Source organism: Proteus penneri (assembly GCF_022369495.1).
In the GTDB taxonomy this organism is placed as follows: Bacteria; Pseudomonadota; Gammaproteobacteria; order Enterobacterales; family Enterobacteriaceae; genus Proteus; species Proteus penneri.
This window is the reverse complement of sequence record NZ_CP059690.1, coordinates 2,713,709-2,727,780: the sequence shown is the minus strand read 5'-3', so window position 1 is coordinate 2,727,780 and position 14,072 is coordinate 2,713,709. Positions and strand designations below refer to the sequence as shown.

Here is a 14,072-nt window from a genome sequence, read left to right as displayed (position 1 = left end):
CCGACATTTAAAATGGTGCGGAATTTTACTTCAAAGCAGGGCACTTTGTAAAGAGATGCACAAAATTGAAACGCAAACTCTCACTTTTGTGTCTTTTTAATAAGCACAAAAAGCGAAAGTCGCTAACCACACATTTAAATCACTTAAAATAGGTGGATAATTATAGACCAGAAAAAGGAATTTGTCACATGCTGGTATGTAAAAGATGTCGTGAAGGCGTATAAAATCACCGAAATAATGATACAATTGACTTATTACGCGGATCAGCGATGAAGAATTTGGAAGCGTCATGCGAGTTTTAGGTATTGAAACATCTTGCGATGAAACCGGTATCGCAATTTACGATGATAAAGCCGGTCTATTAGCAAATCAACTTTATAGCCAAATTAAATTGCACGCCGATTATGGTGGTGTGGTTCCTGAGTTGGCTTCACGAGATCATATCCGTAAAACAGTGCCACTTATTCAAGCCGCGCTTAAAGAAGCAAATCTGACTGCAAAAGATATTGATGCGGTTGCTTATACTGCGGGACCTGGTCTTGTAGGCGCATTACTTGTAGGTGCAACTATTGGGCGTTCATTAGCGTTTGCGTGGGATGTTCCCGCTATTCCTGTTCATCATATGGAAGGCCATTTATTAGCACCAATGCTTGAAGAAAAAACCCCCGAGTTTCCATTTGTGGCACTTCTGGTTTCTGGTGGTCATACACAGTTAATTAGTGTGACAGGAATTGGTGAATACACCTTATTGGGTGAATCTATAGATGATGCGGCTGGTGAGGCTTTTGATAAAACGGCAAAACTGTTGGGATTAGATTACCCTGGTGGTCCAGTATTATCGAAAATGGCGCAACAAGGTACAGAAGGCCGCTTTGTTTTTCCTCGTCCAATGACAGACAGGCCGGGACTTGATTTTAGTTTCTCAGGTTTAAAAACTTTTGCGGCTAATACTATTCGTCAAAATGATGATACAGACCAAACGCGCGCGGATATCGCACGCGCGTTTGAAGATGCAGTTGTTGATACGTTAGCAATAAAATGTCGTCGAGCCTTAGAACAAACAGGTTTTAAGCGTTTAGTCATGGCGGGTGGAGTGAGTGCAAACCGCACATTACGTGCAAAAATGGAAGCTGTTATGAAGCAAATCGGTGGAGAAGTCTTTTATGCTCGCCCTGAGCTTTGTACAGATAATGGCGCAATGATTGCATTGGCAGGTATGATCCGTTTTAAAGGTGGTACAGAAGGCCCATTAAGTGTGACGGTAAGACCACGTTGGCCTTTAGCTGAATTACCTGCGCTTGATAAGCAATAATTTATTTGAGTATTTAGATTTTATTCCTTTGTTAAAAAGCCACTTTTTTTCAAAAGTGGCTTTTTGTTTTTGGTGTTTATTTGAAGCGTAGCGTAATGTAATTAATCTTCTTTTTCTTGTTCTTTTGCTTCTTGAATGATCTCTTTTTCTGTTTTTTCCGTTTTTTTCTTCAATTTTTGCCAAATCCGACTCTCTTGACCACGCCATAAACGTTGAATATTGTCATGATGGCGGTAAAGTACAAGGCATGATAATAACGCAACGGGATAAGTGAATTCTGGTTTAAACCACCAAACATAAAAAGGGGCGAGTAATGCGCTGATAATCGCGCCAAGTGATGAATAGCCACTAAGTAATACGGTGAGTAACCACGTTCCTGCGATAAGACCACTTAAATCCCAGCCAATTGCGGCAATGGCACCAAAGGCGGTTGCAACCCCTTTTCCTCCTTTAAAGTGGAAAAAAACAGGGTAGATATGCCCAAGACATGCGGCAATGGCGACAATGCCGAGGTAAAAAGGAGGCACATTTAAGTAATAGGCGAGCCAAACAGGGATCATCCCTTTTAGGACGTCACAGATAAGAACGGCTGCTGCGGCTACTTTTCCACCAATACGTAGGACGTTGGTCGCTCCGGGATTGCCAGAGCCAAATTTTCTTGGATCAGGTAATCTTGCCAGTCGGCAAATCAATATCGCGCTGGAGATTGAGCCGCACAAGTAGGCGAAGATGATCATTCCAAGTGCGTTAGCACTCATTTGTATTCTCCAATGTTTATGTAAGTTCGTTAGGCATGTATGGATAATACGCATATTTCATCGGAAGTGGTATCCGATGAACAGAAAAAATAAGAGATGACGTGATGGATATCGTATTTATTGAGCAATTATCAGTAATAACTACAATCGGTGTTTATGATTGGGAAAAAACCATAAAACAAAAATTAGTGTTCGATATCGAAATGGAATGGGATAACAAACGCGCATCCCAAACTGATGATGTTGTTCATTGTTTAGATTATGCCAGTGTGAGCAATGCAATCATTGATTATGTCGAGAGTCGACGTTTTGAATTAGTTGAACGAGTAGCTGAAGAAGTGGCACAGCTATTGATAACGCAATTTGCTGTACCAAGAGTAAAAATTAAATTAGCGAAACCGGGAGCTATTGCACAAGTGACAAATGTGGGTGTGATTATTGAGCGTAAAGCTTAATTACTCACTTTCTCGATTAAGTTGCGATTTCCATTTAATAATCGCAACTTCTCGTTGCTTGGTTAGCGCATCTCGTATTGCACTTCCTTTTAATCCACTTTCAATGATTGGCTTAATATCCACATTATTTGCAACGGCGAAAGCTTGGCAAAAAAATGCGTGTTGTGGATAAGCTAGGTTTTCTAACCCGAGACGTCCTCTAGCATCCGCTTCACTGACCATTGCTAATTGTTCAACACGTTCAGGCTTTCGCCATGCATCAATAGCATCAAATAAGCGGATAATTTTAGAAGGGCGCATTCTATCGATACGATGGATATGATCGTGAAATTTTGCTGTTAAACGAGCCAAATCACGAATGTGATTTGGAATACGATATCGTTGACACAATGCTTCAACTAAAGGTACACCAGCAGGCCCATGACCGTGATGATGAGGCCAATTTTCAGGAGGCGTTAATCCTTTTCCTAGATCATGACATAAGGCACTAAAGCGTACCGCAATATCGTCTGTTAATTGACTGGCGATATTCAGTACCATCATGGCATGAATACCCGTATCGATTTCTGGGTGCCATTTTTCAGGAGCCGGTACGCCAAATAAGGCATCAATTTCGGGGAAAAGAACTTTTAAAGCACCGCACTGGCGTAAAACTTCAAAATAAACCTGAGGGGCATGGCTCTCAAGGGCTTTTTCAGTCTCTTTCCAAACGCGTTCTGCCGTTAGTGCATTTAGTTCGCCACTTTGTGCCATTGTCTTCATTAATTGCAGTGTTTCTGGTGCTACGCTAAAACCTAAAGGCGCAAATCGAGCCGCAAAACGTGCAACCCGCAAAACTCTTAAAGGATCTTCTGAAAAGGCATCGGAGACGTGGCGAAGCAATCGTGCATTGATGTCATCTATACCTTGGTAAGGGTCAATGTATTCACCATTTGCAGAATACGCTATGGCATTTATAGTGAGATCGCGACGTGCAAGATCGTCTTCTAATGTGACATCAGGAGCGGCATAACAAGTAAATCCCGTGTAACCTGATCCAGATTTTCGTTCCGTACGTGCAAGTGCATATTCTTCATGCGTATCAGGATGAAGAAAAACAGGAAAATCTTTGCCGACTTGTTGATAGCCTTGTTGTAACAGTTCTTCGGGTGTTGCACCAACAACAACCCAATCTCTGTCTTTTACAGGTATCTGTAATAATTGATCACGCACAGCGCCACCAACAAGGTATATATTCACGGGATCATGATTCCTTTTGGCTGAATATTAGTTCATCCAACGATCGTTGCGTTTACGACGACGAGGAATGATATGCGGAAGGATCAGACCAAAAATCAGACCTGCACCAGCAACACCACCACCATACATAAACCACTGTAAAATGATGTCACGTTGTCGGTCATCTAACTGTTGATTAGCAAAATCGAGTTTTTTCTCTGCGACAGCGAGCTTTGTTCTCATTTGCTCATTTTCTTTTTTCAAACCATTGATGATGTCATCGCTGTTTGAAACTTTATTTTGCATATCAATGGTGCGTTGGTTCCAGCTTTGGTCGATATTTGCCAGTTTATCACGCAGTGTTTGGATCTCTTTTTCCATAGCAGGGATGCGAGTACGCATACTTGGCTGCGTGCTGAGTTGGTTTTCTGGTAACCAAACAGTACGATCTTTATCATCTTTAACCTGTACATAACCCGTTGCTGCATTACGAGAAAGTACAGTCACGGTTGAGCCCGAATTTAAAGAGCCAACAATTCGATACTGATTTCCAGGTCCACTGTGTACATAAGTGGATAATTCATCGGAAACATAGCGAGTTTCTGCGTGTGAGCTCAGAGAAACACCTAAGCCAAGTAAGGAAAGAAAAAGTAAGGGTAATTTTCGCATTATGTTTTCAACTTTTTTATCTATACAAGAGAATATTTTTACTGATACTAAAGAGTAAAGTTTGCGTAAGCAAATAGTAAACCAGAATGAGAACACTCTTAACTGGTAGAATATAGGGATAATCTGCCTTTTATTCATTATTGTTATTAGGCTATCACTTGCTAAATGAAAATGCGTTAAATATTTTACTAATCAATTGATTTACTTAAGGGAAATAGAATGAGCCAATTAGAAACCGAACTCAAAATGAGTGCCATACCTGCCGCTATTCCTCACATTATTCAGCGCATTCTGACTCTACCACATCAGCACGCTGCCCCCAAAAAGCTGACTAATCTTTACTTTGAGACGACAGATAATCAAATTCGTCGTTGGGATATGGGGTTGCGTATTCGTGGTGTTGATGAACGTTATGAAATGACAATTAAAACAGCGGGTAAAGTTGTTGCAGGTTTGCATCAACGTCCAGAATATAACGTTGAATTAACACAACCTAAATTAGATTTGGCTCGCTTTCCTGCGGAAATCTGGCCAGAAAAAACGGATCTCACTTTATTAGAATCCCAGCTTAATGTGTTATTTCATACCGATTTTTATCGTGAAATCTGGCTTGTTGAGTATCAAGACAGTCAAATAGAAGTGGTCTTAGATCAAGGTGCTATTCGTACTGAGCAATATGAATTACCCATCGAAGAGTTTGAGCTAGAACTTAAAAAAGGTAAGGTGTCAGACGTTATTGCATTAGCGACGTATTTAGGTGAAAAAGGCGGATTACGTCTTGCCTCTCGCAGTAAAGCGGCTCGAGGTTATTATCTGGCAAAAGATAAGCCTGCGTTATCGTTGAGTGTCGTAAATCTTTCTCCTAGTGATACTACGGCACAACAACTGACAAAATGGTTAAGTGCAATACAGGCATTAGAAGAAGCTATTTTTGCTAATCCAACACCTCCGACAATAACTATGCCAGCGATGTTGGCATTATTTTCAGATTGGTGCAAAAAACAGTCAGATCTGCCTGAATTTATGCAACAGTCACTCAATGCAATTTCACCGTTAACATTTACAACTGCAACCAACTATTATCATGTTTTATGGTTGAACTTTAAGTTATCTTCTACGTCGTGGTTACTGTCTATTGCTTAATTTCCTGACAACGTGAGAATCTATTTATGTCTGTTATCAGTGTACTTCAATCATTGTGGGATAAAGCACAGTGTGGTTTTTCTTCTCAACTTAATGCGCTGGCACCTTTTAGTGAACAAGAACAACAATTTCTTGCATTTAGTCCCTTTGCAACCGAGCATTTTCGGGTTAATCCTCAATGGTTGACTGATATCAGGCAAAATCCACCAACTTGTGTCGAATGGCAGAGTTATGAATCTCAATTAACGGCAAAATTAGCCAATATTGATAATGAAGATGATGTGATGCGGATCTTACGCCAATTTCGTCATCAACAATTAGTGCGAATTGCATGGTTACAATTTTTTCAATTAGGCGATATTCCTTGTGTGCTAAAACATTTGAGTGTATTGGCTGAAACATTAATTTGTGTCGCGAGAGATACGCTTTATCAGCAATGTTGCCAACAATGGGGGACGCCTTGTGATAGTGAAGGTAAACCTCAGCCATTACTGATTTTAGGCATGGGGAAATTAGGTGGATTTGAACTTAATTTTTCTTCTGATATCGACTTAATTTTTGCCTATCCTGAAAATGGATTTACGCAAGGTGGACGTCGAGAATTAGATAACGCACAGTTTTTTACTCGCTTAGGTCAAAAGCTTATTAAAGCGCTGGATCAGCATACCATTGATGGTTTTGTCTATCGTGTTGATATGCGATTACGCCCTTTTGGTGAAAGTGGGCCTTTGGTGATGAGCTTTGCGGCGCTGGAAGATTATTACCAAGAGCAAGGGCGAGACTGGGAGCGCTATGCAATGATCAAAGCGCGTGTTTTAGGTGCAGAAAAGAGAGAGTATTGCCAAGTTTTACGGCAAATGTTGCGTCCTTTCGTTTATCGTCGTTATATTGATTTTAGTGTTATTCAATCACTTAGAAATATGAAATCCATGATAAGTCGTGAAGTTCGTCGTCGTGGCATGATTGATAATATAAAATTAGGCTCTGGTGGTATTCGTGAAATCGAATTTATTACTCAGGTTTTCCAGTTAATTCGTGGAGGAAGGGAGCCTGAGTTACAAAACAATTCATTATTAACAGTGCTTAATGTTATCACCAAACTTGAACTATTAACGCCACAAGAAACCGCCCAATTGTCTGATAGTTATCTTTTCCTTCGTCGATTAGAAAACTTACTGCAATCTATTGGCGATCAACAAACCCAAACTTTACCTGAAAGTGAAGAAGATAAAGCACGGTTAACTTTCGCAATGGGATTTGATGATTGGGATACGCTTTATCAAGAGATTAACCACAAGATGCGGGCTGTTTCCGTGATTTTCACGCAATTAATTGGTGAAGAAGACGAGAACGATGATGAAGATGATATCTCTGAATTTAAACGTCTTTGGTTACTTGGACGCTTACCTGAAACGTCGTCATTATTTCATGAAACATTAACCATTGAAGCGCTTGAGGCTATAAATCAGACGTTGCAGATTTTTCGCCAAGATATTGGCAAGCGAACTATTGGGCCGAGAGGACGCGATGTTCTTGACGCCTTAATGCCAAAACTATTGGCTAAAATTTGCCAGCAACCTCAAACATTAGTCACGTTAAAACGGATCACTCCATTACTATTAAGCATTGTCAGTCGCACGACATATTTAGAGTTGATGCAAGAGTCTGATGAAGTTTTAACACACGTTATTCGATTATGTGCAGCATCTCCGATGATCGCAGAACAATTAGCGCTTCATCCTTTATTGTTAGATGAATTACTTGATCCTAATTCACTCTATCAGCCACTACCTTTAGATGCCTATCGTGATGAATTACGTCAATATTTATTACGTGTACCAGAAGAAGATGAAGAGCAACGATTAGAAGCACTGCGCCAATTTAAGCAAGCCCAACTGTTGCGCATTGCTGCGGAAGATATCACAGGTGTATTACCGGTGATGAAAGTTAGCGATCATTTAACCTATTTAGCTGAAGCTATTATTCATGCGGTTGTGCATCAAGCTTGGTCATATATGGTGAAACGTTATGGTGAGCCTGAACATTTATCTCATCGTGATGGATTGGGCTTTGCGGTGATTGGATACGGTAAATTGGGGGGATGGGAATTAGGCTATAGCTCAGATTTGGACTTGGTTTTTTTATTAGATTGTCCAATGAATATCATGACAACTGGAGCAAAACAGATCGATGCCCGCCAATTTTATCTTCGTTTAGCACAGCGTATTATCCATTTATTTAGTACCCGAACCTCCTCTGGCGTATTGTATGAAGTCGATGCGCGTTTACGCCCTTCAGGTGAATCAGGAATGTTAGTAAGTACGATCCAAGCTTTCGATGAATATCAGAAAAATGAAGCTTGGACATGGGAACATCAAGCCTTAATTCGTGCCAGAATGATTTACGGTGACGAGCAACTACAACAGATGTTTTCACGTATTCGTCATGAAACATTGTGCCTCTCTCGGGATGCTGATGTGTTACAAAATGAAGTCCGCGATATGCGTAAAAAAATGGTACAACATCTTGCACCAACACAAGCAGACAAGTTTGATTTAAAAAACTCATCTGGTGGTATTACTGATATTGAATTTATCGCGCAATATTTAGTATTGCGTTTTTCTCATCAATACCCTGCTTTAACTCGTTGGTCTGATAATGTGCGTATTTTTGAGTTAATGGCAAAGCATCAAGTAATGGATGAAGATGAAGCTCTCGCTTTAACACATGCTTATGTCACTTTGCGTAATGAATTACATCATCTGGCGTTACAAGCATTACCTGCCATTGTGGATAATCATTGTTTTATCGCAGAGCGAGAGTGTGTATTAAAAAGCAAACTGAAGTGGCTTGGTGAACAAGAGTAATGGTTTGTTGGCATGAAGTCTTTATGTGTATCTCTTTTTGCCTAACAAGTTATGGTATTATTTCGGCTTATTTTGAAAATAAATGTGGAGTATGGGATGAAAGTAACGCTGCCGGATTTTAATAAGGCCAATGTGTTGGTTGTCGGTGACGTCATGTTAGACCGCTATTGGTATGGCCCAACAAGTCGAATTTCACCAGAAGCCCCAGTGCCAGTGGTTAAAGTCGATACCACAGAAGAGCGACCAGGCGGTGCCGCAAACGTTGCGATGAATATTGCGTCTCTTGGTGCTAATTCGCGTTTAGTGGGTTTAACAGGTATTGATGAAGCCGCAAAAGCATTGAGTAATACATTAAATCAGGTCAATGTGCGTTGTGATTTTGTCTCTGTTGCGACACACCCAACGATCACAAAATTACGTGTTCTTTCTCGTAATCAGCAATTAATTCGTCTTGATTTTGAAGAAGGGTTTAGCAACGTTGATCCTCAACCTATCTATGAACGAATTCAACAAGCGTTGCCTTCTATTGGCGCTCTGATTTTATCAGATTACGCGAAAGGCGCACTTTCTCATGTTCAAGAGATGATCCAACTGGCAAAAAAAGCGGGTGTACCTGTATTAATTGATCCTAAGGGATCTGATTTTGAACGCTATCGTGGTGCGACGCTATTAACGCCAAATATGTCTGAATTTGAACAAGTCGTTGGGGTATGTAAAACCGATGATGAGCTGGTGGAAAAAGGGACTCAATTAGTTCGAGATTTAGATCTTGAAGCGTTGCTGATCACTCGTTCAGAACGTGGAATGAGCTTACTTCGTGCAAATGAAGCGCCATTGCATTTACCAACCCAAGCACAAGAAGTCTATGATGTTACTGGGGCTGGTGATACGGTAATTGGTGTATTAGCCACCTCTTTAGCTGCTGGCAAACCTTTAAGTGAAGCTTGTTTCCTGGCTAATGCAGCAGCGGGTGTTGTTGTCGGTAAATTAGGAACATCGACAGTATCACCTATTGAACTGGAAAACGCCATTCGTGGTCGTGCTGACAACGGTTTTGGTATAATGGAAGAAGAACAATTAAAACAAGCAGTTGAATTAGCACGTCAGCGCGGTGAGCGTATTGTGATGACTAATGGATGTTTTGATATTCTTCACGCAGGCCATGTTAGTTATTTAGCCAATGCACGAAAATTAGGTGATCGTTTGATTGTTGCTGTAAATAGCGATGCTTCAACAAAGCGTTTAAAAGGTGAAACTCGTCCTGTTAATCCATTAGAGCAACGTATGACAGTGCTTGGCGCTTTAGGTGCAGTAGACTGGGTTGTTGCATTTGAAGAAGATACACCACAGCGTTTAATCGCTTCTGTCTTACCGGATATCTTAGTGAAAGGTGGTGATTATAAACCTGAAGATATCGCGGGTAGTAAAGAAGTTTGGGCTGCAGGCGGTGAAGTAAAAGTGCTAAACTTTGAAGATGGCATTTCTACAACAAATATTATTAATGCGATTAAAAAGAAATAATTAAGCTCTTTTATTAAGTTTAAAAAGCACTCTACGGGGTGCTTTTTGCTATAGCGATTATTTATTATTAATAACTATTGCTCTCGTTTTAAATGATACTCAACAATATAATCTTGGGTATTTCTATACATTATTGAATAATTTATATAATCACCATTGGTGCTGTATGATAATGTGCTGAGTCTTAATATTGGAATGTTATTCTCTATTTTTAATAATTGACAAATATTGTTGTCTGGTATTATAGGGTGAAATGTCTCGTAACTTCCCGCTATTTTTATTTGGCAAATATTTTCAATAAAATCAAATTTAGAACCTTCTAAATGGGTTAAGGTTAAATTACGAAAATATTTAACAGGCATATAACTATCTTCAACAATAAGTGGTTTATTATCAACGTAACGTATTCTCCTTGAATAAAAAATACGTTCATTTGAATTAATTCGTAGTTTACTGGCGATAGATAAAGGACAGGGAATAACGCTAAATTCTATCACTTCACTTCTTACATTGTGGCCTGTATTTGCCATTAATTCGACAAAGCCTTTTAGGCTAGCATTTTCATGATGAACATCTTTTTCTTTAATATAAGTACCAGAGCCATGTTTTCGTTCTAATAATCCTGCGGTCACTAATAAATCCACCGCTTTACGTATTGTCATTCTCGATACGTTGTATTGTTGTGCTAATGATTTTTCTGCTGGTAAAGGGTCACCAATTTGGTATCCAGCCGAATTTATTTGAATTCTTAGGCTTTTTGCAATGTCTTTGTAGATCACTTTTATACCTCTTTTCACTCTTAAAATCGGCTCTTTTTATTTAATCTATCTGAATATAATTTTTTGATATATAAGAAAATCATTTATAACTCTAAAATGTGAACGTTATCAAAAAATAAAAAGTGATCTGCCTTTTGACTAAAAATGAGATCACTTTGACTGAAAGATTAGTATGAATCAGATCACGAATAACTCATTTCAGATGAGAGAATAAAGAGAAAAGAATCTAATCTGAATTTACAGAAAAAAAATGAATTAAATAGCATATCGTTTCAGTAGCAGTAAATAAGAGGATATTTTTATGCTCAGTCAAATACAACGATTTGGTGGAGCCATGTTTACTCCTGTCCTGCTATTTCCATTTGCAGGTATTGTTGTAGGCATTGCAATTCTATTACAGAATCCATTATTTATTAGTGAAGATTTATTAAGACCCGATAGTTTATTTTCCCAAATTGTTCATATTATTGAAGAAGGGGGATGGACTGTTTTTCGTAATATGCCTCTTATTTTTGCAATTGGCTTACCAATTGGTTTAGCTAAAACTGCACAAGCAAGAGCTTGTCTTGCTGTAATGGTAAGTTTTCTCACTTGGAATTATTTTATTAATGCAATGGGAATAGTTTGGGGCAGTTATTTCGGCGTAGATTTTACAAATGAAATCGGCGGAAATAGTGGCTTAACAATGATAGCTGGAATTAAAACATTAGATACCAGCATTATTGGAGCAATTATTATTGCGGGTATAGTTACCGGTATTCATAATCGTTATTTCGATAAACAACTTCCTGTCTTTTTAGGTATATTTCAAGGAACATCTTATGTTGTATTAATTAGTTTTTTTGTGATGTTACCTTTAGCGTGGATAACATTATTTTTCTGGCCTAAAGTGCAAATTGGTATTCAATCTTTGCAAGTATTTATGGTTGAATCTGGCTCTTTAGGTGTTTGGATATATACCTTTCTTGAACGTATTTTAATTCCTACTGGCTTGCATCACTTTATTTATGGTCCTTTTATTTTTGGTCCCGCTGTCACTGAACATGGTATTCAAGTTGATTGGGCTCAAAATATGCAATATTTCAGTCAAAGCACCCAATCTTTAAAAGAGTTATTTCCTGAAGGTGGCTTTGCTTTACATGGCAACAGCAAAGTCTTTGGTTCTATTGGTATAGCACTTGCTCTTTATTTTACTGCTGCACCTAAAAATAGAGCCAAAATTGCAGGTTTACTTATACCCTCTGCATTGACCGCGGTATTTGTGGGAATAACAGAACCGTTAGAGTTTACATTCTTATTTATCTCTCCGTTATTGTTTGCCATTCATGCCGTGTTAGCCGCCACATTAGCGACAACGCTTTATCACTTTGGTGTTGTCGGAAATATGGGTGGGGGGATCATCGATAATTTCCTGCCTATGAATTGGATCCCTATGTTCCATAACCATTACGGGATGATTATTACACAAATAGTCATAGGCCTTATTTTTACAATGATTTGGTTTGTGGTGTTTAGAACATTAATTATCAAACTTAATTTAAAAACACCAGGTCGTGAAGAAGATGATGAAGAGATCAAGCTTTATAGCAAACAAGATTATAAAAATAAAAAGTCACAAACTTCAGATAGTTCAAAAACAGAAAAAGAAGACCGCAAACTCGCCCTTCCTAAAGGCATTCTTGAAGGCCTAGGGGGAAGTAAAAATATCAAATCTTTAAATAACTGTGCAACACGTTTACGTATTGAAGTGATAGATAACGAGATAGTTGAAACGGATGCCTATTTTAAAGAGCTCGGTGTACATGGTGTGGTGCGTAAAGGTCATGCATTACAAATCATTATCGGGCTACACGTTTCTCAAGTGAGAGACAAAATTGAACAACTTATGAAAGAAGATACACAAAATATCACCTTGTCGGAGGCTATATAATGAAGAAGTTCTCAGTCGTAATTGCAGGTGGCGGTAGTACATTTACACCCGGTATTATTTTGATGCTACTGGAAAATTTAAAACGTTTTCCATTAAGAGCCATCAAATTTTATGACAATGATGCCGAGCGGCAAGAAACCATTGCTAAAGCTTGTGAAATAATTCTTACTGAAAAAGCACCTGAAATTGAATTTTGCTATACCACAGATCCTAAAACTGCTTTCACGGATGTTGATTTTGTTATGGCTCATATTCGTGTTGGTAAATATCCAATGCGTGAAAAAGATGAAAAAATTCCTTTACGCCATGGCGTATTAGGACAAGAAACCTGTGGGCCTGGTGGTATCGCTTATGGTATGCGCTCTATTGGTGGAGTATTGGAATTGGTTGAATATATGGAAAAATATTCACCAAATGCATGGATGCTAAATTATTCTAACCCAGCAGCAATTGTCGCTGAAGCTACTCGCCGTTTAAAACCTAATGCGAAGATCTTAAATATTTGTGATATGCCAATTGGCATTGAATCACGTATGGCACAAATTGCAGGATTAAAATCACGCAAAGAGATGCGAGTCCGTTACTACGGTTTAAATCACTTTGGTTGGTGGACTCAGGTCGAAGATTTGCAAGGTAATGATTTACTGCCGGTTATTCGTAAACATGTTGCCGAACATGGATATATTCCAAAAGTGGCAGGTGAGCCGGTTGAAGCAAGTTGGAATGATACATTCGGTAAAGCAAAAGATGTGTGGGCGTTAGATCCATCAACGATGCCAAACACTTACTTGAAGTATTATCTATTCCCAGATTATGTCGTTGCGCATTCTGATCCTCATCATACTCGTGCGAATGAAGTGATGGAGCACAGAGAAAAGAATGTATTTAGCGCTTGTCGAGCCATTACAGCCGCTGGTAAATCATCAGCAGGTCATCTTGAAATAGATGAACATGCCTCTTATATTGTCGATCTTGCAACGGCTATCGCGTTTAATACTCAAGAAAGAATGTTGCTGATCGTTCCTAATAACGGTTCAATTATTAACTTTGATCCTGAAGCAATGGTGGAGATCCCTTGTATTGTCGGAAGCCATGGGCCAGAGCCTTTAGTCATGGGTAAAATTCCATTATTCCAAAAAGGGATGATGAGCCAACAAGTTGCAGTTGAAAAATTAGTAGTAGAAGCATGGATTGAAAAATCTTATTTGAAACTTTGGCAGGCGATTACAATGTCTAAAACAGTACCTAGTGCGACTGTTGCAAAAGCAATTTTAGATGATTTAATTGAAGCGAATAAAGACTATTGGCCAGAATTAAAATAGTTGTTAATAACGATATTTAGTAGATAAAAAATAACCCTGTGTCTTTATGAGATACAGGGTTTTTGCTTTATGGCTTAAATAAGCAATAAAGTCATTGG

The 14,072-nt window shown here is 38.9% G+C and carries 11 protein-coding genes; 7 read left to right on the top strand and 4 right to left on the bottom strand.

The window, feature by feature from the left end; genetic code table 11:
* The first annotated feature begins 289 nt into the window (after positions 1 to 289).
* Positions 290 to 1,312, top strand: coding sequence for a tRNA (adenosine(37)-N6)-threonylcarbamoyltransferase complex transferase subunit TsaD (gene tsaD / locus H1225_RS12340; RefSeq protein ID WP_109396238.1), 1,023 nt, complete (start codon positions 290 to 292; stop codon positions 1,310 to 1,312).
* A 101-nt stretch (positions 1,313 to 1,413) separates the two neighbouring features.
* Here tsaD and plsY read toward each other — a convergent pair whose 3' ends face one another.
* The gene (gene plsY / locus H1225_RS12335) at positions 1,414 to 2,070 is read right to left on the bottom strand and encodes a glycerol-3-phosphate 1-O-acyltransferase PlsY (protein ID WP_006536028.1); all 657 of its coding nucleotides are present in this window, start codon (positions 2,068 to 2,070) and stop codon (positions 1,414 to 1,416) included.
* Between the two features lie 104 nt (positions 2,071 to 2,174).
* On the opposite strand from plsY, the gene folB reads away from it, so the two are divergent.
* Positions 2,175 to 2,525: a bifunctional dihydroneopterin aldolase/7,8-dihydroneopterin epimerase gene (gene folB / locus H1225_RS12330; RefSeq protein ID WP_239739692.1), complete on the top strand. Its 351-nt coding sequence runs from the start codon at positions 2,175 to 2,177 to the stop codon at positions 2,523 to 2,525.
* Here folB and H1225_RS12325 read toward each other — a convergent pair whose 3' ends face one another.
* Positions 2,526 to 3,764, bottom strand: a complete 1,239-nt coding sequence (locus H1225_RS12325; RefSeq protein WP_109399985.1) for a multifunctional CCA addition/repair protein — start codon at positions 3,762 to 3,764, stop codon at positions 2,526 to 2,528.
* A 27-nt stretch (positions 3,765 to 3,791) separates the two neighbouring features.
* The gene (locus H1225_RS12320; protein WP_072064315.1) at positions 3,792 to 4,412 is read right to left on the bottom strand and encodes a TIGR04211 family SH3 domain-containing protein; all 621 of its coding nucleotides are present in this window, start codon (positions 4,410 to 4,412) and stop codon (positions 3,792 to 3,794) included.
* A gap of 219 nt (positions 4,413 to 4,631) precedes the next feature.
* Here H1225_RS12320 and H1225_RS12315 point away from each other — a divergent pair, with 219 nt between their 5' ends.
* The 3 genes from H1225_RS12315 (at position 4,632) to hldE (ending at position 9,943) form a co-directional block, all read left to right on the top strand.
* Positions 4,632 to 5,555, top strand: coding sequence for a CYTH domain-containing protein (locus H1225_RS12315; protein WP_161769523.1), 924 nt, complete (start codon positions 4,632 to 4,634; stop codon positions 5,553 to 5,555).
* A 26-nt stretch (positions 5,556 to 5,581) separates the two neighbouring features.
* Entirely contained in the window at positions 5,582 to 8,422 is a 2,841-nt protein-coding gene (gene glnE / locus H1225_RS12310; protein WP_239739139.1) for a bifunctional [glutamate--ammonia ligase]-adenylyl-L-tyrosine phosphorylase/[glutamate--ammonia-ligase] adenylyltransferase, read from the top strand.
* A gap of 96 nt (positions 8,423 to 8,518) precedes the next feature.
* Positions 8,519 to 9,943, top strand: a complete 1,425-nt coding sequence (hldE, locus tag H1225_RS12305; protein ID WP_072064312.1) for a bifunctional D-glycero-beta-D-manno-heptose-7-phosphate kinase/D-glycero-beta-D-manno-heptose 1-phosphate adenylyltransferase HldE — start codon at positions 8,519 to 8,521, stop codon at positions 9,941 to 9,943.
* A 74-nt stretch (positions 9,944 to 10,017) separates the two neighbouring features.
* Here hldE and H1225_RS12300 read toward each other — a convergent pair whose 3' ends face one another.
* Positions 10,018 to 10,722, bottom strand: coding sequence for a GntR family transcriptional regulator (locus tag H1225_RS12300; protein ID WP_109399982.1), 705 nt, complete (start codon positions 10,720 to 10,722; stop codon positions 10,018 to 10,020).
* Positions 10,723 to 11,023: 301 nt separating this feature from the next.
* On the opposite strand from H1225_RS12300, the gene H1225_RS12295 reads away from it, so the two are divergent.
* Positions 11,024 to 12,652: an alpha-glucoside-specific PTS transporter subunit IIBC gene (locus H1225_RS12295; protein WP_239739138.1), complete on the top strand. Its 1,629-nt coding sequence runs from the start codon at positions 11,024 to 11,026 to the stop codon at positions 12,650 to 12,652.
* Positions 12,652 to 13,974: a 6-phospho-alpha-glucosidase gene (locus H1225_RS12290; RefSeq protein WP_072064309.1), complete on the top strand. Its 1,323-nt coding sequence runs from the start codon at positions 12,652 to 12,654 to the stop codon at positions 13,972 to 13,974. Before H1225_RS12295 ends, H1225_RS12290 begins: the two co-directional genes overlap by 1 nt.
* Positions 13,975 to 14,072 lie beyond the last annotated feature (98 nt).

Bases quoted from the DNA above. Each gene is read 5' to 3' on its own strand.
- tsaD (WP_109396238.1), top strand. From the start codon at position 290: ATGCGAGTTTTAGGTATTGAAACATCTTGCGATGAAACCGGTATCGCA.
- plsY (WP_006536028.1), bottom strand. From the start codon at position 2,070: ATGAGTGCTAACGCACTTGGAATGATCATCTTCGCCTACTTGTGCGGC.
- folB (WP_239739692.1), top strand. From the start codon at position 2,175: ATGGATATCGTATTTATTGAGCAATTATCAGTAATAACTACAATCGGT.
- H1225_RS12320 (WP_072064315.1), bottom strand. From the start codon at position 4,412: ATGCGAAAATTACCCTTACTTTTTCTTTCCTTACTTGGCTTAGGTGTT.
- H1225_RS12315 (WP_161769523.1), top strand. From the start codon at position 4,632: ATGAGCCAATTAGAAACCGAACTCAAAATGAGTGCCATACCTGCCGCT.
- glnE (WP_239739139.1), top strand. From the start codon at position 5,582: ATGTCTGTTATCAGTGTACTTCAATCATTGTGGGATAAAGCACAGTGT.
- hldE (WP_072064312.1), top strand. From the start codon at position 8,519: ATGAAAGTAACGCTGCCGGATTTTAATAAGGCCAATGTGTTGGTTGTC.
- H1225_RS12295 (WP_239739138.1), top strand. From the start codon at position 11,024: ATGCTCAGTCAAATACAACGATTTGGTGGAGCCATGTTTACTCCTGTC.
- H1225_RS12290 (WP_072064309.1), top strand. From the start codon at position 12,652: ATGAAGAAGTTCTCAGTCGTAATTGCAGGTGGCGGTAGTACATTTACA.